The sequence below is a fragment of the Pseudomonas sp. D47 genome, from assembly GCF_045447305.1.
In the GTDB taxonomy this organism is placed as follows: domain Bacteria; phylum Pseudomonadota; class Gammaproteobacteria; order Pseudomonadales; family Pseudomonadaceae; genus Aquipseudomonas.
In genome coordinates this window covers 124,745-150,385 of record NZ_JBJGXU010000008.1, presented here as the reverse complement: position 1 = coordinate 150,385, position 25,641 = coordinate 124,745, and the positions used below count along the sequence as shown (strand labels likewise).

Annotated in this window: 30 protein-coding genes and 1 tRNA gene; 25 read left to right on the top strand and 6 right to left on the bottom strand. The window is 58.9% G+C overall.

The annotated features are described in order from the left end of the window. Together ACI77I_RS08770 and ACI77I_RS08765 are read right to left on the bottom strand one after the other, a co-directional pair. The coding region (locus ACI77I_RS08770) for a peptidase M12 (RefSeq protein WP_406997330.1) at positions 1–615 on the bottom strand (615 nt) is incomplete at its 3' end. Between the two features lie 261 nt (positions 616–876). Further along, positions 877–1,248 carry a PH domain-containing protein gene (locus ACI77I_RS08765; protein ID WP_094949417.1) on the bottom strand — a complete coding sequence of 124 codons (372 nt, stop codon included), beginning with the start codon at positions 1,246–1,248 and terminating at the stop codon, positions 877–879. A 134-nt stretch (positions 1,249–1,382) separates the two neighbouring features. On the opposite strand from ACI77I_RS08765, the gene ACI77I_RS08760 reads away from it, so the two are divergent. Next, positions 1,383–2,018 carry a LysE family translocator gene (locus tag ACI77I_RS08760; protein WP_406997329.1) on the top strand — a complete coding sequence of 212 codons (636 nt, stop codon included), beginning with the start codon at positions 1,383–1,385 and terminating at the stop codon, positions 2,016–2,018. A gap of 112 nt (positions 2,019–2,130) precedes the next feature. Here ACI77I_RS08760 and ACI77I_RS08755 read toward each other — a convergent pair whose 3' ends face one another. Beyond that, complete coding sequence (locus tag ACI77I_RS08755; RefSeq protein WP_094949419.1) at positions 2,131–2,823, bottom strand: NBR1-Ig-like domain-containing protein; 693 nt, start codon at positions 2,821–2,823, stop codon at positions 2,131–2,133. Between the two features lie 231 nt (positions 2,824–3,054). On the opposite strand from ACI77I_RS08755, the gene ACI77I_RS08750 reads away from it, so the two are divergent. Next, complete coding sequence (locus tag ACI77I_RS08750) at positions 3,055–3,861, top strand: 2OG-Fe(II) oxygenase (protein ID WP_406997328.1); 807 nt, start codon at positions 3,055–3,057, stop codon at positions 3,859–3,861. Positions 3,862–3,885: 24 nt separating this feature from the next. Beyond that, a complete protein-coding gene (locus tag ACI77I_RS08745; RefSeq protein ID WP_094949420.1) occupies positions 3,886–4,545 on the top strand; it encodes a LysE/ArgO family amino acid transporter in 660 nt (219 codons plus the stop codon). Here ACI77I_RS08745 and ACI77I_RS08740 read toward each other — a convergent pair. After that, positions 4,495–4,824 (bottom strand): hypothetical protein, encoded by a 330-nt coding sequence (locus tag ACI77I_RS08740; protein ID WP_406997327.1) that lies wholly within the window; start codon positions 4,822–4,824, stop codon positions 4,495–4,497. The genes ACI77I_RS08745 and ACI77I_RS08740 overlap by 51 nt on opposite strands. A 94-nt stretch (positions 4,825–4,918) precedes the next feature. Then, positions 4,919–5,003 (bottom strand) — tRNA-Leu (locus ACI77I_RS08735). Between the two features lie 108 nt (positions 5,004–5,111). On the opposite strand from ACI77I_RS08735, the gene queA reads away from it, so the two are divergent. From queA to ACI77I_RS08705, 6 genes are all read left to right on the top strand, one after another. Next, complete coding sequence (gene queA, locus ACI77I_RS08730; protein ID WP_094949422.1) at positions 5,112–6,161, top strand: tRNA preQ1(34) S-adenosylmethionine ribosyltransferase-isomerase QueA; 1,050 nt, start codon at positions 5,112–5,114, stop codon at positions 6,159–6,161. Between the two features lie 5 nt (positions 6,162–6,166). Next, complete coding sequence (tgt, locus tag ACI77I_RS08725; RefSeq protein ID WP_162490598.1) at positions 6,167–7,282, top strand: tRNA guanosine(34) transglycosylase Tgt; 1,116 nt, start codon at positions 6,167–6,169, stop codon at positions 7,280–7,282. Between the two features lie 43 nt (positions 7,283–7,325). Next, on the top strand, positions 7,326–7,664 hold the full coding sequence (gene yajC, locus ACI77I_RS08720) for a preprotein translocase subunit YajC (RefSeq protein WP_003175975.1): 339 nt from the start codon (positions 7,326–7,328) through the stop codon (positions 7,662–7,664). A gap of 62 nt (positions 7,665–7,726) precedes the next feature. Then, the gene (secD, locus tag ACI77I_RS08715; protein ID WP_406997326.1) at positions 7,727–9,598 is read left to right on the top strand and encodes a protein translocase subunit SecD; all 1,872 of its coding nucleotides are present in this window, start codon (positions 7,727–7,729) and stop codon (positions 9,596–9,598) included. 9 nt (positions 9,599–9,607) lie between these two features. Then, a complete protein-coding gene (gene secF, locus ACI77I_RS08710) occupies positions 9,608–10,522 on the top strand; it encodes a protein translocase subunit SecF (protein ID WP_094949424.1) in 915 nt (304 codons plus the stop codon). A 123-nt stretch (positions 10,523–10,645) separates the two neighbouring features. Continuing rightward, on the top strand, positions 10,646–11,188 hold the full coding sequence (locus tag ACI77I_RS08705) for a glycine zipper 2TM domain-containing protein (RefSeq protein WP_065908615.1): 543 nt from the start codon (positions 10,646–10,648) through the stop codon (positions 11,186–11,188). Positions 11,189–11,393: 205 nt separating this feature from the next. On the opposite strand, the gene suhB is transcribed toward ACI77I_RS08705, so the two are convergent. Further along, positions 11,394–12,209, bottom strand: coding sequence for an inositol-phosphate phosphatase (gene suhB, locus ACI77I_RS08700; protein WP_003175971.1), 816 nt, complete (start codon positions 12,207–12,209; stop codon positions 11,394–11,396). 145 nt (positions 12,210–12,354) lie between these two features. Here suhB and trmJ point away from each other — a divergent pair, with 145 nt between their 5' ends. The 16 genes from trmJ to hisS all read left to right on the top strand — a co-directional run bounded on the left by trmJ (position 12,355) and on the right by hisS (position 25,622). Next, complete coding sequence (gene trmJ, locus ACI77I_RS08695; protein WP_003210307.1) at positions 12,355–13,125, top strand: tRNA (cytosine(32)/uridine(32)-2'-O)-methyltransferase TrmJ; 771 nt, start codon at positions 12,355–12,357, stop codon at positions 13,123–13,125. A gap of 2 nt (positions 13,126–13,127) precedes the next feature. After that, complete coding sequence (cysE, locus tag ACI77I_RS08690; RefSeq protein ID WP_406997325.1) at positions 13,128–13,913, top strand: serine O-acetyltransferase; 786 nt, start codon at positions 13,128–13,130, stop codon at positions 13,911–13,913. Positions 13,914–14,139: 226 nt separating this feature from the next. Next, a complete protein-coding gene (iscR, locus tag ACI77I_RS08685; protein WP_003194020.1) occupies positions 14,140–14,631 on the top strand; it encodes a Fe-S cluster assembly transcriptional regulator IscR in 492 nt (163 codons plus the stop codon). A 50-nt stretch (positions 14,632–14,681) separates the two neighbouring features. Then, the gene (locus ACI77I_RS08680; protein WP_242152402.1) at positions 14,682–15,896 is read left to right on the top strand and encodes an IscS subfamily cysteine desulfurase; all 1,215 of its coding nucleotides are present in this window, start codon (positions 14,682–14,684) and stop codon (positions 15,894–15,896) included. Positions 15,897–15,995: 99 nt separating this feature from the next. Then, on the top strand, positions 15,996–16,382 hold the full coding sequence (iscU, locus tag ACI77I_RS08675; RefSeq protein ID WP_003175965.1) for a Fe-S cluster assembly scaffold IscU: 387 nt from the start codon (positions 15,996–15,998) through the stop codon (positions 16,380–16,382). A gap of 28 nt (positions 16,383–16,410) precedes the next feature. Next, on the top strand, positions 16,411–16,734 hold the full coding sequence (gene iscA / locus ACI77I_RS08670; RefSeq protein ID WP_003209680.1) for an iron-sulfur cluster assembly protein IscA: 324 nt from the start codon (positions 16,411–16,413) through the stop codon (positions 16,732–16,734). Positions 16,735–16,742: 8 nt separating this feature from the next. Beyond that, positions 16,743–17,264, top strand: coding sequence for a co-chaperone HscB (hscB, locus tag ACI77I_RS08665; protein ID WP_094949427.1), 522 nt, complete (start codon positions 16,743–16,745; stop codon positions 17,262–17,264). A gap of 48 nt (positions 17,265–17,312) precedes the next feature. After that, entirely contained in the window at positions 17,313–19,175 is a 1,863-nt protein-coding gene (gene hscA, locus ACI77I_RS08660) for a Fe-S protein assembly chaperone HscA (RefSeq protein WP_406997324.1), read from the top strand. A gap of 3 nt (positions 19,176–19,178) precedes the next feature. Further along, the gene (gene fdx, locus ACI77I_RS08655) at positions 19,179–19,520 is read left to right on the top strand and encodes an ISC system 2Fe-2S type ferredoxin (RefSeq protein WP_083356867.1); all 342 of its coding nucleotides are present in this window, start codon (positions 19,179–19,181) and stop codon (positions 19,518–19,520) included. Positions 19,521–19,534: 14 nt separating this feature from the next. After that, a complete protein-coding gene (gene iscX, locus ACI77I_RS08650; RefSeq protein ID WP_083356868.1) occupies positions 19,535–19,735 on the top strand; it encodes a Fe-S cluster assembly protein IscX in 201 nt (66 codons plus the stop codon). Positions 19,736–19,826: 91 nt separating this feature from the next. Then, positions 19,827–20,252 carry a nucleoside-diphosphate kinase gene (ndk, locus tag ACI77I_RS08645; protein WP_083356869.1) on the top strand — a complete coding sequence of 142 codons (426 nt, stop codon included), beginning with the start codon at positions 19,827–19,829 and terminating at the stop codon, positions 20,250–20,252. A gap of 29 nt (positions 20,253–20,281) precedes the next feature. After that, positions 20,282–21,430, top strand: a complete 1,149-nt coding sequence (gene rlmN / locus ACI77I_RS08640) for a 23S rRNA (adenine(2503)-C(2))-methyltransferase RlmN (protein WP_242152399.1) — start codon at positions 20,282–20,284, stop codon at positions 21,428–21,430. 12 nt (positions 21,431–21,442) lie between these two features. Beyond that, a complete protein-coding gene (gene pilW, locus ACI77I_RS08635) occupies positions 21,443–22,201 on the top strand; it encodes a type IV pilus biogenesis/stability protein PilW (protein ID WP_406997323.1) in 759 nt (252 codons plus the stop codon). Continuing rightward, positions 22,201–23,199 (top strand): RodZ domain-containing protein, encoded by a 999-nt coding sequence (locus ACI77I_RS08630; RefSeq protein ID WP_406997322.1) that lies wholly within the window; start codon positions 22,201–22,203, stop codon positions 23,197–23,199. The genes pilW and ACI77I_RS08630 overlap by 1 nt, the downstream gene beginning before the upstream one ends. A gap of 2 nt (positions 23,200–23,201) precedes the next feature. Further along, complete coding sequence (ispG, locus tag ACI77I_RS08625; protein WP_094949432.1) at positions 23,202–24,311, top strand: flavodoxin-dependent (E)-4-hydroxy-3-methylbut-2-enyl-diphosphate synthase; 1,110 nt, start codon at positions 23,202–23,204, stop codon at positions 24,309–24,311. Between the two features lie 21 nt (positions 24,312–24,332). Further along, positions 24,333–25,622: a histidine--tRNA ligase gene (gene hisS, locus ACI77I_RS08620; RefSeq protein ID WP_242152394.1), complete on the top strand. Its 1,290-nt coding sequence runs from the start codon at positions 24,333–24,335 to the stop codon at positions 25,620–25,622. Positions 25,623–25,641 lie beyond the last annotated feature (19 nt).

Here is a 25,641-nt window from a genome sequence, read left to right as displayed (position 1 = left end):
AACAGGTGGCTTTGGCTTGGGGTAAGCCTCTTGCATTTGGGCTTTATCGCCGTCGCTGATGTCCCAGTTTTCCGATTGACCCCAGCCGCCGGATGTCCAGTCGTCGGTGACCTCGTAATGCATTATCGAATCGCCGTCGTAAGGTTGGTAGCTGTACTTATCACTGCGTTCCAAGGGCAAGATATTTTTGTCGACGAGATCCTGGGTCCAACCATAGCGCTTGAGCAGGTGGTCATACGCCTTCTGCCTGTCCCAAGGAATGCCTGAGTCGGGGTGTTGGTGAGCATGCATTGCGCCCAAGCCATGCCCGAACTCATGCAGCGCCACGAAGCGGAATTTGGGTGAGTGGATGTCGTCCAGCAGGATCATTGTGGGCAGGTGTGGCGGTATTTTTTTCGCGTCTATTCCTGCCGCAGTGCCGTAGGTGTTATTGATATGGTTGAGAGCGATACGGATGTCGCCTTCCTCGCCCAGGACGAAATCGAACTTGAGATTGACGTAAGGCTTCCATTCGTTGATCGCATCCTTTATCGCCTTTGCCTCCTCCTCGTTAACGTCATAGAGCGCTATCTTGAGCGTCGAACCATTGGGCCAGAGCTTGGTTTTGTCGATCACGTTGCGCTTGGTTCGTATCGGGCTGACAGACTGCGCCTCAGCGCTTGAGGCGTTGTCCGCGTAGGTGGCGCTATGGAACGGTTGAAGGAGACTGGGAGCGTTGACCAAAAGACTTATCACCCAAAGGCTATAGGAACCATTGTGTGGTACCGCTGAGGCCTACAGTTCCCTGTGCAGTCTTGTTTCAGTCAATTGCGTTGTCTGTCGCGGGCTTCCGAGCGACAGGCTTGAGCAACTGAGAAACAATAAGCGCACAAGGGATCAGCCCAGCAAGTGTTTGGAGATGATCCGCGAGATCTCCACAATCGAAGTCTTCCCGGTGAATTCAAACTTCACTTTCCCCAGCGACGAAAAGTAAATCTCCAGCTCCGAATCCAGATCAAACGTGCCGGACGTTTCCACCGAGTACGCGACGATGTTTTTGTACGGCAGCGAGGTGAAGTCCTTCTTGCTGCCGGTAATCCCCTGCACGTTCACCGCGATGATGCGTTTGGTGGTGAAGACCACGCCATCGCGCATGGCTTTGTAGGCGTCGATGACTTCTTCGCCGTCGAGCAGCAGGGCTGATACGCGTTCGGCGTATTCGTTGTTTTGCTTGAGTTTGAAGAAGCCTTTGTTGTTGAAGTCGATCATGTGCCTGTCCTTGGGTGAATGGGGCGGTAACCGCCTGCGTGTGTGTATGACGTTTTGCTCGCGGATCTGTATCTAACGGCCTGCTGTTCAACGCCCTACCATGACGCCCAGCACACACCTTAAGGAGCGACACCATGCCCGAGCTGTCCAGCTGGCTTGCTTATGGCCTGATCTCACTCGGCATGGTGCTCACGCCCGGGCCGAATATGATTTACCTCATTTCCCGCTCGATTTGCCAGGGGCGTAAGGCCGGGTTGATATCGCTCGGCGGTGTTGCGTTGGGTTTTCTGGTTTATATGTTTTGCGCAGCATTGGGCATCACCGCGTTGGTGATGGCGGTGCCCTTTGCGTACGACGTGCTGCGGCTCGGTGGTGCAGTGTATCTGGTGTACCTCGCCTGGCAGGCGGTGAAGCCGGGTGGCCGTTCGCCCTTTCAAGTGCGGGACTTGCCCCAGGACAGCCCGCGCAAGCTGTTCATGATGGGCTTTGTGACCAACCTGCTGAACCCCAAAGTGGCGGTGATGTATTTGTCGTTGTTGCCGCAGTTCATCGACCCGAACGGCCATGGCAGTGTGCTGACGCAGTCGCTGATCCTGGGTTTTACGCAGATTGCCATCAGCGTGAGCGTTAACTCGGTGATCGCCATCATGGCGGGCTCTATCGCGGTGTTCTTCGTCACCCGGCCGGGTTGGCAGGTGGCGCAGCGTTGGCTGATGGGCTCGGTGCTGATGGGCTTGGCGGTGCGTATGGCGGTTGAAGGGCGGCGGTAAGTGGGTGGTCGCAGCGCGGCGTTTGGTTCCGGAACCTGTGGCGAGCAGGTTTGTTGTGGCAAGCCTGCTCGCCACAATGGCGGTGCTCGTTCCATAGCTAATGGGTAGTTACTCAGCGGGCCATGACGTTGACGATCACATGCAGGATGAAGGCGGGGCCGTAGCAGGGCTGGCCGTGTTCATCCTCGATCCGCCAGATCGACGTGACCGTGCAGGTTTCCTTGGGCGCGGCGAATTCCACCGTGAGGTGCACCGGCTGGCCGGGCAGTGTGTCGGCAATCGGGATTTCGTTGTTCAGGCTGCGCAGGTGTGTGTCCATCACCACTTCCAATGGCGCACCCGTGGCGGTGCGTCGGGCGATCACGTATTCGCCGTCTACTCGCACCAACTTGCGGCCGCGCCAGGGGCGGGTGCCGAGGTTTTGGATCTCCCAGGTCTTCTGAAACGTCTCACCGGGTAACACGACGGTTTGGTCTGGCGTGGTGACGTCTGCGTTGAAGACGGCAACGTCGTTGGGGGCTAGCAGGCCGATAGCACGGTTGGTGGTAGCCATCGAGTGAGCGTCAACCGGAGCGCCTGCCAAATCGGCGAAGTAGCGGAACAGTAGCAGCGGTGAAACGTGAAGCGCCTTGGCCAACTTGATCAGTGTGCGCACCGAGGGATCTTTAGAGGCGCCACCGGCCAACCCGTAGAGGTAGGTTCTGGATATGCCCGCTTCCTTGGCCAGGGTGGTCATGGATTTGCCCAGTTCCCGGCTGCGTCGTACGACCAGCGCTCGGAGGGTGTCGCGCGTCTTGATGCTCATAGTTGATTACTCATCCCCAATCCTTGGTGAAAGTCGTTACGTTGTTAGCTAAAAAGGACAACCTGCCCGCCGCAACGTGTAATGGGCCATGCACACTCGCATCCTGCTGGCGACGTTGTGAAGGACATGGATAGTCCGCGTTTTGATTGGCTATATCCAGTGTCGCGGTTTCTCGCATGCTTGCGACCCCGTGTTTGTTGCATTCCTTTACAACCATCTCTGGATATAGCTATGAAACAGATAAAAGCGTGCTGTGAATCCATTGCTCGATCAGGCTTTGGCACCCTGCAAATCTCAGATGCGATGCAGCAGGACTACAAAAAGATCATTGATGGGTACTCGGCAATTTCCCAAACCACTAAGCAATCATTTTCCTTTGCCGAAGACACTGACGGTTTTTTCCCTTTTGGCGCTGAGTATTCGAGCATCGAAGACCACCCGGACCTGTGTGAGCGCTTCTGTTACTGGCCTGCGCATGCGTCGAAGCGAACGGATCTGGAGTTCACCCAAAGCCCGTTCTTCACTGCAGTGGATAGTTTTGAGCGCCAGATCAGCGAGCTCGCCCAAGCGTTAATGGACGGCATTTGTGCAGAGTTTGGCGTTGCTCCATTAGCGCCCTTGCGTTTGGCGTCTTACATCCAACTCTGTGTCTACGGTGCTCAGGCCACAAACGGCGTGCGTCAATTTGCTCAGGACCCTCATGAAGATGGGCACATGCTGTCGTTTATCAAGCCTACCCGCGAAGGGCTGGTGTTGGTGAAGGGCGCTTCATTAGAGCCGGTCCGGCTTCTGGAAGGCGAGATTGCAGTGCTGGCAGGTTCTTTGCTCACTGAGCTTTCCGACCAGTCCATTCCTGCTGCCTATCATGCTGTGCTGGCGCCTAAGCAGCCGGTCGCCAGAAGCTCGTTGATTTACTTTGCAAATCCGAGCCCGGAACAGCTGCCGACAAGCTTTTTCCGCCGCAAACCCATTGACCTGAACAGCGCCGTCAACGCTCGTCATACCGGTTTCGGCAATCAGCCTATTCAACTTCTTTAATCGCCTCGCGGACTCGAACATTCCATGTTTCCACACTTCAACGCCCTGTACCTTGAAGGCTTGCTCCTGGGCATCGGACTGTTCGCCGCCCCCGGCCCAAAAGACACCTTGGTAATCCGCCAAGGTGTCGGCCGTGGTCCCATCTGGTGGGTGGTCGCTATTTGTGTGCTGGCCGATATCCTCCTGATCGCTATCGGCGTGACGGGGTTAGGGTCTGTGCTGGAAAGTTGGCCGGCGGTGATGGCGATAATGCTCTTGTCCGGCGCGGCTTATCTGCTGTGGTTCGGTGGTCAGCGCTTGCTGGCCTGCATCCGCAACCAGTCCATGCCGGACACTCAAGGCGGCAACTCGCAACGCGGGCTGTTACGCACGGCGATAGTGCTCGGCTTCGCCAACCCCTACGCCTGGCTTGATACGGTGGTGCTGATCGGCTCTATCGGTGCGGCCAAACCCGCAGGCCAACAAGCCCTGTTCGCGACAGGGGCCATGACGGCATCGTTGGTGTGGTTTGTGCTGTTGGCGTTGGGATGTCAGCGTTTGACATGGCTGTTTCGCGCGCCCGTGGTCTGGCGATGCTTGGACGCTGGTGTTGCGGTGCTGATGGTTTACTTGGCCGGTGTGTTGATCATTGATTCACTGGATATCTTTCAGATAGTCCTGGAGGGTGGTCAGCGGCGCGCTTAGCTCATCAAGGCTGGGGGCCTGTTGCACATCAGTGGCCAGCTTATGCAGCTCGCGACCGAGTACGGTGTCGGCGCCGCCTAAGGTATTCAAGGTCTGGGCAATGCACTCATCAAGCTTGCGTTGAATCGTGGCCAAATCCCCTTGGCGCACCAACAACCCAAACACCTCGCGCTCATACCCATCCATGACCAGGTCATCCCGCAGAACCGGGCTCGCGCCTTCGGTCTCATGCACCAGCTTGAGAGCAAAAAGCGCAACAGCTTCCAGCGTCAATTCCATGGTCTCGGCTCCTCAACGTCTGCGTTGGCCTGCGCATACTCACTTTTTTACAGGCGAAAAAAAAGACCTTGAATTTCAAGGTCTTTCTTTAAGATGGTGCCCCGAGGGAGAATCGAACTCCCACTTCTTTCGAAAACGGATTTTGAATCCGCCGCGTCTACCAATTCCGCCATCAGGGCTCAATGGCGGCGAAGTATAGAGATGAGATTACCGTTGGTCAATCACGTTTCATGGTCTATTTTCACTATTTCCGCTAGACTTCCCGGCCCTGCTAGACGAACCCCATCATGCGCGTTGCTGACTTTACTTTTGAGCTCCCTGATTCGCTGATTGCTCGCCACCCTTTGGCCGAGCGTCGCGCCAGTCGACTGCTGACCCTGGACGGGGTGAGCGGTGCCCTCGCACACCGTCAATTCACTGATTTGCTTGAGCATTTGCGCCCAGGCGATTTGATGGTGTTCAACAATACCCGGGTGATTCCGGCACGGCTGTTTGGCCAGAAAGCGTCCGGCGGCAAGCTGGAAATCCTGGTGGAGCGGGTGCTGGACAGCCATCGCGTGCTGGCCCATGTGCGCTCCAGCAAGTCGCCGAAACCGGGTTCGAGCATCCTGATCGATGGCGGTGGCGAGGCCGAGATGGTCGCGCGTCATGACGCGCTGTTCGAGCTCAAGTTTGCCGAAGAGGTGTTGCCGCTGCTGGAGCGCGTCGGCCATATGCCGTTGCCTCCTTATATAGACCGCCCCGACGAAGACTCGGACCGCGAGCGTTATCAGACGGTGTACTCCCAGCGCCTGGGTGCTGTGGCCGCGCCGACGGCCGGGCTGCATTTCGACCAGCTGCTGCTGGACGCGATTGCCGCCAAGGGCGTCGAAAGCGCCTATGTGACCCTGCACGTGGGGGCCGGGACGTTTCAGCCGGTGCGTGTGGATAACATCGAAGACCACCACATGCACAGCGAGTGGCTGGAAGTCAGCCAGGAAGTCGTGGATGCCGTGGCCGCGTGCAAGGCGCGCGGCGGGCGGGTGGTTGCCGTGGGCACCACCAGCGTGCGTTCGCTGGAGAGTGCGGCGCGTGATGGCGTGCTCAAGCCGTTCAGTGGTGACACCGATATCTTTATTTTCCCAGGCCGGCCGTTCCATGTGGTCGATTGCCTGGTGACCAACTTCCATTTGCCGGAATCCACGCTGTTGATGCTGGTGTCGGCATTTGCCGGTTACCCGGAGACCATGGCCGCTTATCAAGCCGCCATCGCCAACGAGTACCGTTTTTTCAGCTACGGTGATGCGATGTTTATCACCCGAAACCCGGCGCCGCGCGGCCCAGAGGAAACCTTATGAGTCGTATGTCGTTTGAATTGCTGGCCACGGATGGTAAAGCTCGCCGCGGCCGTTTGACCTTCCCTCGCGGCACCGTCGAAACCCCGGCTTTCATGCCTGTGGGCACCTACGGCACCGTCAAAGGCATGATGCCGCGTGACATCGTCGCTACTGGCGCCGAGATCATCCTCGGCAACACCTTCCACCTGTGGCTGCGCCCGGGCACGGAAGTGATCAAGAAGCATGGCGACCTGCATGACTTCATGAAGTGGCAAGGCCCGATCCTCACCGACTCCGGTGGTTTCCAGGTGTTCAGCCTGGGCGCCATGCGCAAGATCAAGGAGGAGGGCGTGACCTTCGCCTCGCCGGTGGACGGCTCCAAAGTGTTCATGGGCCCGGAAGAGTCGATGCAGGTGCAGCGCGACCTGGGCTCCGACATCGTGATGATTTTCGACGAATGCACGCCGTACCCGGCGGATGAAGACGTGGCGCGCATTTCCATGGAGCTGTCGCTGCGTTGGGCCCAGCGTTCGAAGAACGCCCACGGCGACAACACGGCGGCGCTGTTCGGTATCGTCCAGGGCGGCATGCACGAAAGCCTGCGCAAGCGCTCGCTGGAAGGCCTGGATAAAATCGGTTTTGATGGCCTGGCTATCGGCGGTTTGTCGGTGGGCGAGCCCAAGCACGAGATGATCAAGGTGCTCGATTACCTGCCGGGCCTGATGCCGGCTGACAAACCTCGTTACCTTATGGGCGTTGGCAAACCGGAAGATCTCGTAGAGGGTGTGCGCCGCGGTGTGGACATGTTCGATTGCGTGATGCCAACCCGTAATGCCCGCAATGGGCATCTGTTCATCGATACAGGCGTGCTGAAGATCCGTAACGCGTTCCATCGCCATGATGATTCGCCGCTGGATCCCACCTGTGACTGCTACACCTGCCAGAACTTCTCGCGTGCTTATCTGCACCATCTGGACAAGTGCGGGGAAATGCTGGGTAGCATGTTGAATACCATCCACAATTTGCGTCACTACCAAGTCCTGATGGCTGGTTTGCGCGAGGCTATTCAACAGGGTACATTGGCCGCCTTCGTCGATGCCTTCTATGCCAAGCGCGGGCTCCCTGTGCCGCCCTTGGACTGAGGTTTCCGACCCTAAGATTCACTATTTGCAACTGGAGTGCTAAATGAGCTTTTTTATCTCTAATGCCATGGCTGACGCCGCTGCGCCTGCCGCTGCCGGCCCTATGGGCGGTGGTTTTGAGTGGATTTTCCTGGTCGGCTTCCTGGTCATCTTCTACCTGATGATCTGGCGTCCACAGGCTAAGCGCGCCAAAGAGCAGAAAAACCTGCTGGGCAGCCTGCAAAAAGGCGACGAAGTTGTGACCACTGGCGGCATCGCCGGCAAGATCACCAAGGTTTCCGATGCTTTCGTGGTTCTGGAAGTCTCCGACACCGTAGAAATGAAGTTCCAGAAGGGCGCCATCGCCGCCACGCTGCCAAAAGGCACGCTCAAAGCGATCTGAGTAACAACCTTTACCAATCGACGGGGCGCGCAAGGCGCCCCGCGTTATAAGCGGGCGGCGTGATGCTGAACAAATACCCTCTGTGGAAATACGTACTGATCCTGGCGGTGCTGGCGATCGGTTTTATTTATTCCGCTCCCAATCTCTATCCTGATGACCCTGCGATCCAGATCACTGGCGCCAGCACTTCGCTGCAAGTCAATCAGGCTGACCTGGAACGCGCGAGCAAAGCGCTCACCGACGCGGGCATCCAGGTTAAAGCGGCAACGTTGGCGGCTGATGCGAAGGGCGGCTTGCTGCGCCTGACCAAGGCAGAAGACCAATTGCCTGCCAAAGATGTTGTGCGCAAGGCCATGGGTGACGACTACGTTGTTGCACTCAACCTGGCACAGACCACGCCAAAATGGTTGCGCAGCATTGGCGCGCACCCGATGAAGCTGGGCCTGGACTTGTCCGGTGGTGTGCACTTCCTGCTGGAAGTCGACATGGACAAAGCCCTCGACGCACGCCTGAAAGTCTACGAAGGCGATGTGAAGAGCTTGCTGCGTAAAGAGAAACTGCGTTATCGCAGCCTGCCGCAGCTCAACGGTGCCATCCAGCTGGGCTTCTCTGATGAAGCGTCCCGCGAACAGGCCCGTGCACTGATCCGCAAGAACTTCAACGATTTCGACATCGTACCGGCTGACCTCAATGGCCAAGCTGTGCTGCGTCTGGCGATGACCCCAGCCAAGCTGGCGGAAATCCGCGAATACTCCATCAAGCAGAACTTGACCACGGTACGTAACCGCGTCAACGAGCTGGGTGTGGCCGAGCCGATCGTTCAGCGTCAGGGTGCCAACCGCATCGTGGTTGAGCTGCCGGGCGTACAGGACACCGCTGAAGCCAAGCGTATCCTGGGTAAAACCGCCAACCTTGAGTTCCGCCTCGCGGCTGAGCCGGGTGCTTCGCGCGCCACTGCAGAAGAATTCGAGTTCCGCGAAGGCAACCGTCCTCCTGCGTTGATCGAACGTGGCTTGATCATCACCGGTGACCAAGTAACTGACGCCAAGGCGGGTTTTGACTCGCAGCACGGCTCTCCTGAGGTGAACATCCGTCTGGATGGCCACGGCGGCGAACTGATGAGCCGCGCCACGCGCAGCAACGTCGGTCGTAGCATGGCGGTGATCTTCATCGAGCAGCGCCCAGTCACTACCTACACCAGGCAAATGGTCAACGGCGTCGAGAAAGACGTGCCGGTGCAGACCTTCAAAGAAGAGAAGAAGATCATCAGCCTGGCGACCATCCAGTCGCCGCTGGGTGCTCAATTCCGTATCACTGGCCTGAACGGTCAGGGCGAATCGTCCGAACTGGCGCTGTTGCTGCGTGCTGGTGGCCTGGCGGCGCCGATGTACTTCGTTGAAGAGCGTACCATTGGCCCGAGCCTGGGTGCCGACAACATCACCAAAGGTATCGATGCAGCCTTGTGGGGCATGCTGTTTGTGTCGCTGTTCATCATCGCCATCTACCGTTTCTTCGGCGTGATCGCCACCGTGGCCTTGGCGGGCAACATGGTGATGCTGCTGGCGCTGATGTCGCTGCTGGGCGCTACGCTGACCCTGCCAGGTATCGCCGGTATCGTACTCACCATGGGTATGGCGGTAGACGCCAACGTACTGATCTTCTCGCGGATACGTGAAGAGATCGCGGCGGGCATGACCGTACAGCGTGCAATCAACGAAGGCTTCGGCCGGGCATTTACCGCGATTCTCGACTCCAACTTGACCACCTTGCTGGTCGGCGGGATTCTCTTTGCCATGGGCACCGGCCCCGTCAAAGGTTTTGCGGTAACCATGTCCCTCGGTATCTTTACCTCGATGTTCACGGCCATCATGGTGACCCGCGCAATGGTCAACCTGATCTTTGGCGGGCGTGACTTCAAGAAGTTGTGGATTTAAGGGGCTGCCATGTTACGTACAATCAACTTCATGGGCGTTCGCAACGTTGCGTTCGGCGTCACCGTGCTCCTTACCGTTCTGGCGTTGTTCAGCTGGTTCCATAAGGGCCTGAACTACGGTCTGGACTTCACCGGCGGTACGCTCATCGAGCTGACCTACGAGAAGCCGGCCGACGTCACCCTGGTGCGCAACGAGCTGGTCAAGGCTGGCTATCACGAAGCCATCGTGCAGAGCTTTGGTGCGACTACCGACCTGCTGGTGCGTATGCCTGGTGAAGACCCGCAACTGGGTCACCAGGTAGCTGAGGCCTTGCAGAAGGTCGGCGGCGACAACCCGGCGTCGGTAAAGCGTGTTGAGTTCGTTGGCCCACAAGTGGGTGAAGAGCTGCGCGACCAAGGCGGCCTCGGCATGCTGATGGCGCTGGCCGGCATCATGATCTACCTGGCGTTCCGCTTTCAGTGGAAGTTCGGCGTCGGCGCGATTGTGTCGCTGATCCACGACGTTATCGTGACCGTGGGTATCCTGTCCTACTTCCAGATCACCTTCGACCTGACGGTATTGGCGGCGGTGCTGGCGATCATTGGTTACTCGCTCAACGACACCATCGTGGTATTCGACCGGGTTCGTGAGAACTTCCGCGTGCTGCGTAAAGCGACGTTGATCGAGAACATCAACATCTCCACCACCCAGACCCTGCTGCGGACCATGGCAACGTCGATCTCCACTTTGCTGGCGATTGGTGCGTTGATGATCTTCGGTGGCGACAACCTGTGGGGCTTCTCCCTGGCGCTGTTCATCGGCGTTCTGGCGGGTACCTACTCGTCGATCTACATCGCCAACGTGGTGCTGATCTGGCTGAACCTCAACAGCGAAGACTTGATCCCTCCTGCCGCTACCGGCAAGGAGGTCGACGACCGCCCTTGATGGGCGCTTGTTGACACGCTGTTACAAAGAAGGCGCGAGTATTGAACTCGCGCCTTTTTTTTTGCTCCAAGGCTGGGTATAGCGCGGACGTTTCAGTCCGCTTGTGATGGTCAGGAGGTTCACGTGAACAAGTCGTTGCTGGTTGGTGCAGTATTGGGTGCTGTCGGTGTGACTGCCGGGGGTGCTGTTGCCACCTACAGCCTGGTAAAAAGCGGCCCTGAGTATGCGCAAGTGCTGGCGGTGCAGCCGGTGAAGACCCAGATTAAAACCCCGCGCGAGGTCTGCAAGGATGTCGCCGTGACCCGGCAGAAGCCGGTGCAGGATCAGCATCAAATCGTCGGCACCGTGGTCGGTGCGCTGGCCGGTGGCCTGTTGGGCAACCAAGTCGGTGGCGGTAATGGCAAGAAGCTGGCCACTGTGGCTGGTGCGGTCGGTGGCGGATACGCCGGTAACAAGGTTCAGGAAGGCATGCAGAACCGCGATACCTACACCACCACGCAAACCCGTTGTAATACCGTTAACGACATCAGTGACAAGGTGGTCGGCTATGACGTGCGGTACAACTTGGACGGCAAGGAAGGTTCGGTGCGCATGGACCGTGATCCAGGTGGCCAGATTCCGGTGGATAAAGAAGGTCGTCTGATTCTCGGTCAGAACCAGCAGTAATTCCAAGCCTGACATAGATCCAAATGTGGGCGCTGGCTTACCTGCGATAGCGGTGGGTCAGCAACTAATGAGTTAGCTGGCAGACCGCTATCGCAGGTAAGCCAGCGCCCACATTGGTTTGTGTTTGGGTCAGTGGTATTGGGTTTGCTCAAATCCCAGGCATAAAAAAAGCACCCCTAGGGGGTGCTTTTTTGTGCTCGCTCGCTTAACGCTTCAGCGAAGCCGGCAGGTGCGGCTGGATCGCCGTCAGTACTGCCTTGAAGCATTTGGTGTTACCGGCAACGACGTGGCCTTTCTCAAGGAAGTCGTGACCACCGGTGAAGTCGCTCACCAGGCCGCCAGCTTCCTGGATCAGCAGGGCGCCTGCAGCCATGTCCCACTCGGACAGGCCCGACTCCCAGAACGCATCAAAACGGCCGGCGGCCACGTAGGCCAGATCCAGGCTGGCAGCGCCGGCGCGACGGATGCCGGCGGTCTGGCCAACCAGGGCGCGGAACATGCCCAGGTAGTTTTCCAGGTTGTCCATCTGGTCGTCACGGAACGGGAAGCCCGTGCCCAGCAGGGCACCGTCCAGGCTGGTACGACCGCTTACACGCAGGCGGCGGCCGTTCAGCTGGGCGCCACGGCCACGGCTGGCGGTGAATTCTTCCTGGCGAACCGGGTCCAGCACAACAGCGTGTTCCAGGCGGCCACGGTATTTGCAGGCGATGCTCACAGCAAAGTGTGGGATGCCGCGCAGGAAGTTGGTGGTGCCATCCAGTGGGTCGATGATCCACAGGTAGTCTTCGCCTTCGCCGCTGCCTTTGTGCAAGCCGGTTTCTTCACCGAGGATGCCGTGGGTAGGGTAGGCCTTGCGCAGAGCGTCGATGATTTTCTGTTCGGCGGCGCGATCCACCTCGGATACATAATCCTTGGCGTCTTTTTCGTCGACCTTGATGGTATCCAGGCGCTCGATGGAGCGGAAGATCAATTCACTGGCGCTGCGGGCGGCGCGCAGCGCGATATTCAGCATGGGCTGCATGGATGTGTCACCTAAGGTTGTTAAAGAAAGCCGAGCATTCTAGCAGAAACTTTCTTCAGGTGAAGGACGACGTCAGCTTTCATGGCATAACCTTAGGCTGTTCTGTAAGATTTGCTCCCCTTTCCCGTGTCCGAGAGCGCCTCCCTTGCTGCAAAACATTCGTGTCGTCTTGGTCAATACCAGTCATCCCGGCAACATCGGCGGGGTGGCGCGAGCCATGAAAAACATGGGGCTGACGCGCCTGGTGCTGGTCGAACCTCGCGTGTTCCCGCACCACGAGGCCGATGCCCGTGCATCCGGCGCCAATGACATCCTGGAAAAAGCCCAGGTCGTCGCCACGCTGGAAGATGCCTTGGTCGGCTGCAATCTGGTGCTCGGCACCAGTGCCCGCGACCGTCGTATCCCCTGGCCGCTGCTGGATCCGCGTGAGTGCGGCACCAAAGTCGTGGAAGAGGCTGCCGGCGGCGCTGAAATCGCCTTGGTGTTCGGCCGTGAAGACTCCGGCCTGACCAATGAAGAGCTGCAGCGATGTCATTACCACGTGCACATTCCATCAGACCCTGAGTTCAGTTCGCTGAACCTCGGGGCAGCGGTGCAGGTGTTGAGTTATGAAGTGCGCATGGCCTGGCTGGCCGCTGAAGGCCAGCCGAGCAAGGTAGAAAAGGATGAGGTCGCCTCGACCAAAAGTGGCGAGTTGGCCACGATGGACGAGCTGGAGCGGTTCTATGAGCACTTGGAGCAAACCCTGGTGGCCATCGAATTCCTTGATCCGGAAAAACCACGGCACTTGATGGCGCGCCTGCGTCGCCTGTACGGGCGCAGTTCGGTCAGCCGAGCGGAAATGAATATATTGCGTGGCATCCTCACGGAAACCCAGAAGGCGGCCCGTGGCGAGCTTCTTAAGCGGAAGGATTAAAAATGTTCGAGCGTTTGCGAGAAGATATCCAGAGTGTTTTCCACCGTGACCCGGCGGCGCGCAACGCCTTTGAGGTGCTGACCTGCTACCCGGGCATGCATGCGATCTGGATTCACCGCCTGTCCGGCGCCTTGTGGAGCATGGGCTGGAAATGGCTGGCGCGGCTGGTGTCGAACTTCGGCCGCTGGTTGACCGGGATCGAGATCCACCCGGGCGCCAAGGTGGGGCGTCGCTTCTTTATCGACCATGGCATGGGCATCGTGATTGGCGAGACCGCCGAGATCGGCGACGACGTGACGCTGTATCAGGGTGTGACCCTGGGCGGCACCAGTTGGAATAAGGGTAAGCGCCATCCCACCCTGGGTGACGGCGTGGTGGTGGGGGCGGGCGCCAAGGTGCTCGGTCCATTTACAGTCGGCGCCGGTGCCAAAGTCGGTTCCAATGCCGTAGTGACCAAGGCTGTACCGCCTGGCGCCACCGTGGTGGGTATTCCTGGGCGCATCATCGTCAAGCCGGAAGTCGGCGACGAGCAGGAAGCCAAGCGCAAGGCCATGGCCGAGAAGATCGGCTTCGATGCCTACGGCGTCAGCGAAGACATGCCCGACCCGGTGGCCCGTGCCATTGGGCAGTTGCTTGATCACCTGCAGGCGGTGGACGGCAAGCTGGACGGCATGTGTGGTGCGCTGAAGGAGTTGGGCAGCAGCTATTGCGCCAAGGACCTGCCTGAGCTGCGCGAAGAAGACTTCGCTGAGATCAAGAGCGAAGCAGCCACCACCAAGGCTGGCTGAGCGCGGTCCCCTGTGGGAGCTGGCAAGCCAGCTCCCGCATTTGATCTCCATTAGTCTTGAGATTGAGCGCTGGCCCCGTTCCTGCTGTTCGATCCCACCCCATCCTGCTATGATTCGCGCGCCCTTTTTACGGGTAATCCTGACTAAAGTACTAGGTCTTATAGTTGACTTAAATACTCGGGAATCGCATACTTGCTCCCATTCTGAAACACCTTGGTACTTGTCCATGAGACTGACTACAAAAGGCCGATACGCGGTAACCGCCATGCTAGACCTGGCCTTGCACGCGCAAACTGGGCCGGTGTCCCTGGCCGATATCTCCGAGCGCCAAGGCATTTCCCTGTCCTACCTCGAGCAGCTGTTCGCCAAATTGCGCCGTAGCAATTTGGTTTCCAGCGTACGTGGGCCGGGTGGCGGCTACCAACTGTCCCGTGACATGCAGGGCATCCAGGTAGCCCAGGTGATCGACGCGGTCAACGAATCCGTCGATGCCACCAAATGCCAGGGTTTGGGTGATTGCCACGCTGGCGACACCTGCCTGACACACCACTTGTGGTGTGACTTGAGCCTGCAGATCCATGAGTTTTTGAGTGGTATCAGCTTGGCTGATCTTGTGACTCGCCGTGAGGTGCAAGAAGTAGCCCAGCGTCAGGATCAGCGCCGTTGCAACACCAAGGCGCCGCGCCTGGACAAGATCGAAGCGTCCGCCGTCGAGTGACAGCCGCAGAGCTAACGGCACGCCAGCCAGCCTGATTTAGGAGAAAGTCCATGAAATTGCCGATTTACCTTGATTACTCAGCGACCACCCCGGTTGATCCGCGTGTCGCGCAAAAAATGAGTGAATGCCTGCTGGTTGACGGAAACTTCGGCAACCCGGCCTCCCGTTCCCACGTATTCGGCTGGAAAGCTGAGGAAGCGGTCGAGAACGCTCGTCGCCAAGTTGCTGACCTGGTGGGCGCTGACCCACGCGAGATCGTCTGGACCTCCGGTGCTACCGAGTCCGACAACCTGGCAATCAAGGGCGCGGCGCATTTCTACGCGACCAAAGGCAAACACCTGATCACCACCAAGATTGAGCACAAGGCTGTCCTCGACACCATGCGCCAACTGGAGCGTGAAGGTTTCGAGGTTACCTACCTTGAGCCAACCACCGACGGTATCGTCACCTCGGCCATGATCGAAGCCGCTCTGCGTGAAGACACCATCCTGGTTTCCGTGATCCACGTGAACAACGAAATCGGCACCATCAACGACATCGAGGCCATCGGCGAGCTGACCCGCTCCAAGGGCATCCTGCTGCACGTCGACGCTGCTCAGTCCACCGGCAAGGTCGACATTGACCTGTCCAAGCTGAAAGTCGACCTGATGTCGTTCTCGGCCCACAAGACCTACGGTCCTAAAGGCATCGGTGCCCTGTACGTGAGCCGCAAGCCTCGCGTGCGTATCGAAGCCACCATGCACGGTGGCGGTCACGAGCGCGGCATGCGTTCGGGCACCCTGGCGACCCACCAGATCGTCGGCATGGGCGAAGCATTCCGCGTGGCCAAAGAAGACATGGCTGCCGAAAACGTGCGCATCAAGGCCCTCAGCGATCGCTTCTACAAGCAGGTCGAGAACCTTGAAGAGCTGTACATCAACGGCAGCATGACCGCCCGTGTACCGCACAACCTGAATTTGAGCTTCAACTACGTCGAAGGCGAGTCGCTGATCATGGCGCTCAAGGACCTGGCGGTTTCGTCCGGTTCGGCCTGCACCTCGGCCTCGCTTGAGCCTTCGTACGTATTGCGCGCCCTGGGCCGCAACGACGAACTGGCACACAGCTCGATCCGCTTTACGTTCGGCCGCTTCACCACCGAAGAGCAAATCGACTACGCCGCGCAGAAAGTCTGCGAAGCCGTCAACAAGCTGCGTGTTCTGTCGCCGCTGTGGGACATGTACAAAGACGGTGTCGACATTTCCAAGATCGAGTGGGCGGCACACTAAATATAGAAGCCGCCACCCAAGCTCTGTAGGAACGTGGCGGAAAACGCAGGCGTTTTTACAGGGTTCCAGAGCGGCCCTGATGAGTGAGGATTCAGTACCATGGCTTACAGCGAAAAGGTCATCGACCACTACGAAAACCCGCGCAACGTCGGCAAGATGAACGCGGAAGACCCTGATGTCGGCACTGGCATGGTCGGCGCTCCGGCGTGCGGCGATGTTATGCGCCTGCAGATCAAGGTCAACGACGCAGGCGTTATCGAAGACGCCAAGTTCAAGACTTACGGCTGCGGTTCCGCCATTGCCTCCAGCTCCCTCGCTACCGAGTGGATGAAAGGCAAGACCCTGGATGAGGCTGTCACTATCAGCAACACTCAGCTGGCCGAAGAACTGGCCCTACCGCCGGTGAAAATTCACTGCTCCGTACTCGCAGAAGACGCTATCAAAGCGGCCGTTCGCGACTACAAGCAGAAGAAAGGCTTGATCTAGGCATTTGGCGACGAGTAAGGAGTCAACGATGGCTATCAGCATGACAGAAGCGGCTGCGCAGCACATTCGCCGCTCCCTGAATGGGCGCGGTAAAGGTGAGGGGATTCGTCTGGGTGTTCGCACCACGGGCTGTTCCGGCCTTGCCTACGTGCTGGAGTTTGTCGACGAGGTGGTTGAAGAGGATCAGGTGTTCGAAAGTCACGGCGAGAAAGTGATCATCGACCCTAAAAGCCTCACCTACCTGGACGGCACCGAGCTCGATTTCGTCAAGGAAGGGTTGAACGAAGGCTTCAAGTTCAACAACCCCAACGTACGCGGTGAATGTGGCTGCGGCGAAAGCTTCAACATCTGAGGCTATTTGTGGGTACTCCTTGTCATTTCGCTTTATTCGAGCTGCAGCCGAGCTTTCGGCTGGACCTCGAGCAGCTTGCCACGCGCTACCGAGAATTGGCGCGTGGTGTGCATCCGGACCGCTTCGCTGACGCTTCCGAGCGTGAGCAACGCTTGGCGCTGGAGCAATCGGCCAGCCTCAATGAAGCCTATCAGACGCTTAAAAGCCCCCCGAAACGCGCGCGTTACCTGCTCGCGATGAACGGTGGTGAGTTGCCGATTGAAGTCACGGTGCACGACCCGGACTTCCTGATGCAGCAGATGCAGTGGCGCGAAGAACTCGAAGACTTACAGGACGAAGCCGATGTGGCCGGTGTCGCAGTCTTCAAGCGCCGTCTGAAAGTGGCCCAGGATGAGCTCAACGAAAGCTTCGCAGCCTGTTGGGATGATGCAGCGCAACGTGAACAGGCCGAACGCCTGATGCGGCGCATGCAGTTCCTCGACAAGCTCACCTACGAAGTGCGCCAGCTAGAAGAGCGCCTCGACGATTAACCCAGTGCTGCCCGTGCACGCCTGATAGACAGATAAGACCTGATTACCATGGCCCTACTGCAGATCGCCGAACCCGGCCAAAGCCCTCAACCGCACCAGCGTCGCCTGGCGGTCGGGATTGACCTGGGCACCACCAATTCCCTGGTCGCCGCCTTGCGCAGCGGCCTGTCCGAGCCGCTGCCCGACGCCGATGGCCAGGTTATCCTGCCGTCCGCCGTGCGCTATCACGCTGACCACATCGAGGTCGGTGAGTCAGCCAAGCTGGCGGCGTCCTCCGACCCTCTGAACACCGTGCTGTCGGTCAAGCGCTTGATGGGTCGTGGTCTGTCCGACGTCAAGCAATTAGGCGAGCAGCTGCCGTACCGCTTTGTCGGCGGCGAATCGCATATGCCGTTCATCGACACTGTCCAGGGCCCAAAAAGCCCGGTGGAAGTGTCGGCCGATATCCTCAAGGTACTGCGCCAGCGCGCGGAAACCACCTTGGGCGGCGAACTGGTCGGCGCGGTGATCACGGTTCCGGCGTATTTCGACGACGCTCAGCGCCAAGCCACTAAAGACGCGGCGAAACTCGCCGGTCTCAACGTGCTGCGCTTGCTCAACGAGCCGACTGCGGCCGCTGTGGCCTATGGCCTGGATCAGCACGCCGAAGGCTTGGTTGCTATCTACGACCTGGGCGGCGGCACCTTTGATATTTCGATCCTGCGCCTGACCGGCGGTGTGTTCGAAGTACTGGCCACCGGTGGCGACACTGCCCTGGGCGGCGATGACTTCGATCACGCGATTGCCGGCTGGATCATCACCAGCGCCGGCTTGTCGGCCGACCTGGACCCGGGCGAGCAGCGTAATCTGCTGCAAACCGCCTGTGCGGCCAAAGAAGCGCTGACTGACGCCCGTTCTGTAGACGTTTCCCACGGTTCCTGGTCGGCTCAACTGACCCGCGAAGCGTTCGACGCGCTGATCGAGCCGATGGTCGCCCGTAGCCTTAAAGCCTGCCGCCGTGCCGTACGTGATTCCGGTGTTGAGCTCGAAGACGTCGCCGCCGTGGTCATGGTCGGCGGTTCGACCCGCCTCCCACGGGTTCGCGAAGCCGTTGCCGAAGCCTTTGGTCGCCAGCCGCTGACTGAAATCGACCCGGATCAAGTCGTCGCCATTGGTGCCGCGATCCAAGCTGATACCTTGGCCGGCAACAAGCGCGATGGTGGCGAATTGCTGCTGCTCGACGTGATCCCGCTGTCCTTGGGGCTGGAAACCATGGGTGGCTTGATGGAGAAGGTGATTCCGCGTAACACCACCATCCCCGTCGCCCGCGCCCAGGATTTCACCACGTATAAAGATGGCCAGACGGCCATGATGATTCATGTGCTGCAAGGCGAGCGCGAGCTGATCAGCGACTGCCGCTCCCTGGCGCGTTTTGAATTGCGCGGCATTCCGGCGATGGTTGCGGGCGCGGCGAAGATTCGCGTGACCTACCAGGTCGACGCCGATGGCCTGCTCAGCGTGGCTGCGCGTGAACTGGCCTCGGGCGTTGAAGCCAGCATCCAGGTTAAGCCGTCCTACGGCCTGACCGACGGCGAAATCGCCAAGATGCTCAAGGATTCGTTCCAGTATGCCGGTGACGACAAGGTCGCCCGCGTACTGCGCGAGCAGCAAGTCGACGCCCAGCGCCTGCTCGAAGCCGTGCAGGGTGCCCTTGATGCTGACGGCGAGCGCCTGTTGGATGCCGAGGAGCGCATGGTCATCGACCTGCAGATGCAGGAACTGGCCGAACTGATGAAAAGCACTGATGGTTATGCCATCGAGCAACAGACCAAGCGTCTGTCGCAAGTGACCGATGCTTTTGCCGCCCGTCGTATGGACCAGTCGGTAAAAGCCGCCCTGGCGGGACGCAATCTGAATGAAATCGAGGAATAATTAATGCCGCAGGTCATTTTTCTGCCACACGCCGAGCATTGCCCGGACGGTATGGTCGTGGAGGCTGAGACCGGCAAGTCCATCCTCGAAGTTGCCCATGACAACCACATCGAGATCGAGAGTGCCTGCGGCGGTGTCTGCGCCTGCACCACCTGCCACTGCGTAATTCGCGAGGGTTTCAACTCTCTGGAAGAAGCCGATGAGCTGGAAGAGGATTTTCTCGACCGCGCGTGGGGCCTGGAGCCGACTTCTCGCCTAAGCTGTCAGGCAAAGGTTGGGACTGAAGACATCACGGTCGAAATTCCGAAGTACTCGCTCAACCATGCGGCCGAAGCGCCGCATTGATTCAAGGAAGTGTCATGATTCTTAAATGGGTTGATGTGCAAGAGATCGCTATCCTGTTGGCCGACGGCAACCCGGATCTGGATCCTTACTCCCTGAACTTTGTAGCTTTGCGTGACATGGTCATGGCGTTGCCAGGGTTTGAAGATGAGCGGGATCGTGGCGGTGAAAAGGTCCTGGAAGCTATCCAGACTGCCTGGAAAGAAGAGCAGGACTGACGCCTCCCTTACGCAGTTAGGCAATACCCAATAACCCGCGTATAATTCGCGGGTTTAATTTTTCGTAAATTACCGTTTCTGGAGTTACACCATGGCTGTTCAACGTACTTTCTCCATCATCAAGCCTGACGCTGTTGCAAAAAACGTCATCGGCGAGATCACCACTCGTTTCGAAAAAGCCGGCCTGAAGGTTGTAGCTTCGAAACTCAAGCAACTGTCCAAAGCTGAAGCTGAAGGCTTCTACGCTGAGCACAGCGCTCGTGGCTTCTTCGGCGACCTGGTCTCCTTCATGATCTCCGGTCCTGTTGTTGTTCAGGTTCTGGAAGGCGAAAACGCTATCGCTCTGAACCGTGAGCTGATGGGCGCTACCAACCCTAAAGAAGCAGCTGCCGGCACCATTCGTGCTGACTTCGCTGAATCCATCGACGCCAACGCTGTTCACGGTTCGGACTCCGAAGCCGCTGCTGCTCGCGAAATCTCGTACTTTTTCGCTGCTACTGAAGTAACCGCTCGCTAAGCATCGGCTTAAAGAGTGAGGGTGAATCCATGACTACATCGACTGTAAAAACCAACCTGCTGGGTCTGACTCAGCCGGAAATGGAGAAATTCTTCGACTCAATCGGGGAGAAGCGTTTCCGTGCCGGTCAGGTAATGAAGTGGATTCACCACTTTGGCGTCGACGATTTCGATGCCATGACGAACGTCAGCAAGGCCCTGCGCGACAAGCTCAAGGTCATTGCTGAGGTCCGTGGCCCCGAAGTGGTCAGCGAGGACATCTCCAGCGACGGCACCCGTAAGTGGGTGGTGCGCGTGGCGTCCGGCAGCTGCGTCGAGACCGTGTACATTCCCCAGGGCAAGCGCGGCACTTTGTGCGTTTCGTCCCAGGCAGGCTGTGCCCTGGACTGCAGTTTCTGCTCCACCGGCAAGCAAGGCTTCAATAGCAACCTCACCGCCGCCGAAGTCATCGGCCAGGTGTGGATTGCCAACAAATCCTTTGGCAGCGTCCCGGCAACCGTCGACCGTGCCATCACCAACGTGGTGATGATGGGCATGGGTGAGCCGCTGCTGAACTTCGACAACGTGATTGCGGCCATGCATTTGATGATGGACGACCTGGGCTACGGCATTTCCAAGCGCCGTGTGACCCTGTCGACCTCAGGCGTGGTGCCGATGATCGATGAGCTGGCCAAGCACATCGACGTCTCCCTGGCGTTGTCGCTGCACGCACCCAATGACGCATTGCGTAACCAATTGGTGCCGATCAACAAGAAGTATCCGCTTAAGATGCTGCTCGAATCCTGCCAGCGTTACATGGCGACCTTGGGCGAGAAGCGTGTGTTGACCATTGAGTACACCATGCTCAAGGACATCAACGACAAGGTTGAGCACGCGGTCGAGATGATCGAGCTGCTCAAGAACACCCCGTGCAAGATCAACCTGATTCCGTTTAACCCGTTTCCACATTCTGGCTACGAGCGGCCGAGCAACAACGCCATCCGCCGTTTCCAGGATCAACTGCACCAGGCGGGCTACAACGTCACCGTACGCACCACCCGTGGTGAGGACATCGACGCCGCGTGTGGCCAATTGGTAGGGCAGGTGCTGGATCGCACCCGTCGCAGCGAACGTTATATCGCCGTGCGCGAACTTAACGCCGCCGAAGATTTGCCGCAAATTGCTGTGAATCGAATCTGAGAGAGGATCTCTATGCCCTTGCGCCTTGCGCTGCTTTTACTTTTTACCGGCCTCGTGGCCGGTTGTGTTTCATCGGGCTATGACAGCCTTTTGCAAACCGATAAAGGCCGTGATGAGGCGCGAGTGGCCTATGTGCAACTGGGCCTGGGTTACCTGCGCCAAGGTATGAGCGAGCAGGCCAAGGTGCCGTTGAAAAAGGCCCTTGAGCTGGACGGCGACGATGCCGACGCGAATGCCGCATTGGCCTTGGTGTTCCAGGCGCAGGCCGAGCCTGAGCTGGCCGATCAGTATTTCCAAAAGGCCTTGGCCGCGCGTCCTGCTGACCCTCGGCTGCTGAACAATTACGGCAGCTTCCTGTTCGCGCAGAAACGTTATGACCAGGCTTCCCGTTATTTCCAGCAAGCTTCCTCCGATGCCCTCTACCCGGAGCGGTCGCGGGTGTTCGAGAACCTTGGGGTCACCTCGGTGCGCCTCGGTCAGCGCGATAGCGCGCGTCAGCAACTGGAAAAAGCCCTGCACCTGAACAGTCGCCAGCCACGTGCGTTGCTCGAAATGGCTGAGATGTCTTACGAAGACAGGCATTATGTGCCGGCACGTGACTATTACGAGCGTTTTAGCCTGCTCAGCGGGCAAAATGCACGTAGTCTATTGCTCGGTGTGCGCCTAGCGACGGTTCATGAAGAACGCGACACGGCCGCACGTTTTGGCCAGCAACTCGAACGACTCTATCCCGGTACGCCGGAATATCAGCAATACCTGTCGGAGCAATGATGAAAGCGTCGCACCCGGAAGTTGTAGCAGCTAATCGCGTAAACCCAGGCGAGACCTTGCGTCAGGCCCGCGAAAGCAATGGTTGGTCGCTGGCAGAAGTGGCCCTCAAGCTCAATTTGACCACGACGTCTCTGGGCAACCTTGAAGCCGGCGCGTTCGACAAGCTGCCTGGGCATACCTTCTCCCGCGGCTATATCCGCGCTTATGCCAAGTTGCTGGGCATTGACCAGACCGTGCTGGTACAGGAATTCGACCAGTTCACCGGCACCGATTCCCAGGGCAGCAATGTGCATGGCCTGGGTCGCATTGAAGAGCCGGTGCGGGTTTCCCACACAATTTTGCGAATTGTCAGCCTGTTGCTGCTGATTGCCGTGATCGGCGGCGGTTTCGTCTGGTGGCAAGACCAGGCCTCCCAGCGCAGCAAGGACCTGACCAGCAACGCCATGGAGCACGTCGAAGTCGAAAGCGCTGACGGCACCACCCAAATTCATCCGCTGGACGAGCCAGAAGACCAGGCCGTTGCCGAAGGGCAGGCCGCGCCGCAAGCGCCGGCCACCGCCGAGCAGCCAGTGCCGGAAGCTGGCACTGCGCCTGCCGCCGCCGTGACGGCTCCCACTGTGCCGGCAACCCCGGCTGCCCAGGCCCACACACCCGCTGTCGCGGCACCGGCTCCTGTGGCCACCACGCCAGCTGCACCGGCAGCGCCGGCAGTTGCGCCGGCAGTTGCGCCGGCTACCGCGCCTGCGTTGATCGCCGGTGACGGGCATATCCAGATTACCTTCGTCGCTGACTGCTGGACGCAAGTCACCGATGGCAACGGCAAAGTGCTGTTTAGCGGTTTGAAGCGTAAGGGAGATACGCTTGACCAGGGCGGCAAGCCTCCTTTGACGCTGCGTCTGGGCTTTGCCCGTGGCGCGCAAGTGGTCTACAACGGCCAGCCTGTGGACGTAGCGCCGTTCACCAGTGGCGAGACTGCTCGCCTCAAGTTGGGACAATAGTCATGCACGGCGAATCTCCAATCAAACGTCGCGTATCGCGCAAGATCTGGGTCGGCTCGGTGCCGGTGGGTGGCGATGCCCCCATCGCGGTACAGAGCATGACCAACAGCGACACCAATGATGTTGCCGCCACCGTGGCCCAGATCAACCGTCTGGAAGCCGCCGGCGTAGACATCGTGCGGATTTCCGTGCCGGACATGGACGCTGCCGAAGCCTTTGGTCGCATCAAACAACTGGTCAAGGTGCCGCTGGTTGCCGACATTCACTTCGACTATAAGATCGCTTTGCGCGTTGCCGAGCTGGGCGTCGATTGCCTGCGCATCAACCCGGGCAACATCGGTCGCGAAGACCGTGTGCGCGCGGTGGTGGATGCTGCCCGTGATCGCGGGATTCCGATCCGTATCGGCGTCAACGCCGGTTCCCTGGAAAAAGACCTGCAAAAGAAATACGGCGAACCGACCCCAGCCGCGCTGGTTGAATCGGCGCTGCGCCACGTTGAACACCTTGAGCGTCTGAATTTTCAGGACTTCAAGGTCAGCGTAAAGGCTTCCGACGTGTTTATGGCCGTAGAAGCTTACCGCCTGCTGGCCAAGGAAATCGTGCAGCCGCTGCACCTGGGTATCACTGAAGCGGGCGGTTTGCGCTCAGGCACAGTGAAATCTGCGGTGGGTCTCGGTATGCTGCTCGCCGAAGGGATTGGCGATACTATCCGCATCTCCCTGGCGGCAGACCCGGTAGAGGAAGTGAAGGTCGGTTACGACATTCTCAAATCCCTGCATTTGCGTTCCCGTGGCATCAACTTCATTGCCTGCCCGAGCTGCTCGCGGCAGAACTTCGACGTGGTGAAAACCATGAACGAACTGGAAGGGCGCCTCGAGGACCTGCTGGTGCCGCTGGATGTTGCGGTGATCGGTTGCGTGGTCAACGGCCCGGGTGAAGCCAAAGAGGCGCACATCGGCCTGACAGGCGGTACGCCGAACCTGATTTACATCGACGGCAAGCCGTCGCAGAAGTTGACGAATGACAATCTGGTGGATGAGCTCGAAAGACTGATCCGCCAGAAAGCGGCCGAGAAGGTCGCGGCTGACGCAGCGCTGATCGCGCGCGGCTAAGAACGAATTTAAGGATTAGATGTGAGCAAGTCTCTGCAAGCCATTCGTGGCATGAACGACATCCTGCCGGAGCAGACGCCACTGTGGCGCTACTTCGAGAGCACGGTCGCGCGCCTGCTGGATAACTACGGTTACAAGCAGATCCGCATGCCGATCGTCGAGTTCACCGAGCTGTTCAAGCGCTCCATCGGTGAAGTGACCGACATCGTCGAAAAAGAGATGTACACCTTTGAAGACCGCAACGGCGACTCCCTGACTCTGCGTCCGGAAGGTACTGCCGCGTGCGTGCGCGCCGTGCTCGAGCATGGCCTCACCGGTGGTGGCCAGCCGCAGAAGCTGTGGTACATCGGCCCGATGTTCCGCCACGAGCGCCCGCAGAAAGGCCGTTATCGCCAGTTCCACCAGATCGGCCTGGAAGTGTTCAACCTCGACGGCCCGGACATCGACGCCGAGCTGATCGTGCTGACCTGGCGCCTGTGGGGCCTGCTGGGCATCCGCGACGCGGTCAAGCTTGAACTTAACAGCCTGGGCACCAGTGAATCCCGTGGCCGCTACCGGGTCGCCCTGGTCGAGTACCTGTCCGCCCACCTCGACAAGTTGGACGAAGACAGCCAGCGCCGTCTGAAAACCAACCCGTTGCGCGTGCTGGATACCAAGAACGCCGACACCCAAGCCGTACTGGTCGACGCGCCGAAAATGGCCGATTACCTGGACGACGAATCGCGCATCCACTTCGAGGGCCTCAAGGCTCGCCTGGATGCGGCCGGTATTCCGTACGTGATCAACCCGAAACTGGTACGTGGCCTCGATTACTACAGCAAAACCGTATTCGAATGGGTCACCGACAAACTCGGCGCCCAGGGCACCGTGTGCGCCGGTGGTCGTTACGACGGCCTGGTCGAGCAAATGGGCGGCAAGCCGACCACGGGCGTGGGTTTTGCCATGGGCATCGAGCGGCTGATCCTGCTGCTGGAAACCCTGGAGCAGGTCCCGGAAGAAATCTCCCGTCAGGTGGACGTGTACCTGTGCGCCTTTGGCGAGGCCGCCGAACTGGCAGCCCTGGCCTTGAGCGAAAAAGTGCGCGACCAACTGCCGAACCTGCGCCTGCAGATCAATGCCGGCGCCGGCAGCTTCAAGAGCCAATTCAAGAAGGCCGACAAGAGCGGTGCGTTGTATGCACTAATCCTCGGCGATGACGAACTGGCCCAGCAAGTGATAGGTTTCAAACCCCTGCGTGGCCAGGGCGAGCAACAGAACATTGCCTTTGATGCGCTCGCCGCGCACTTGGCCACCTGCGTCGTGCAGGGTTGAAGCTGTCGAACAGCCGAAT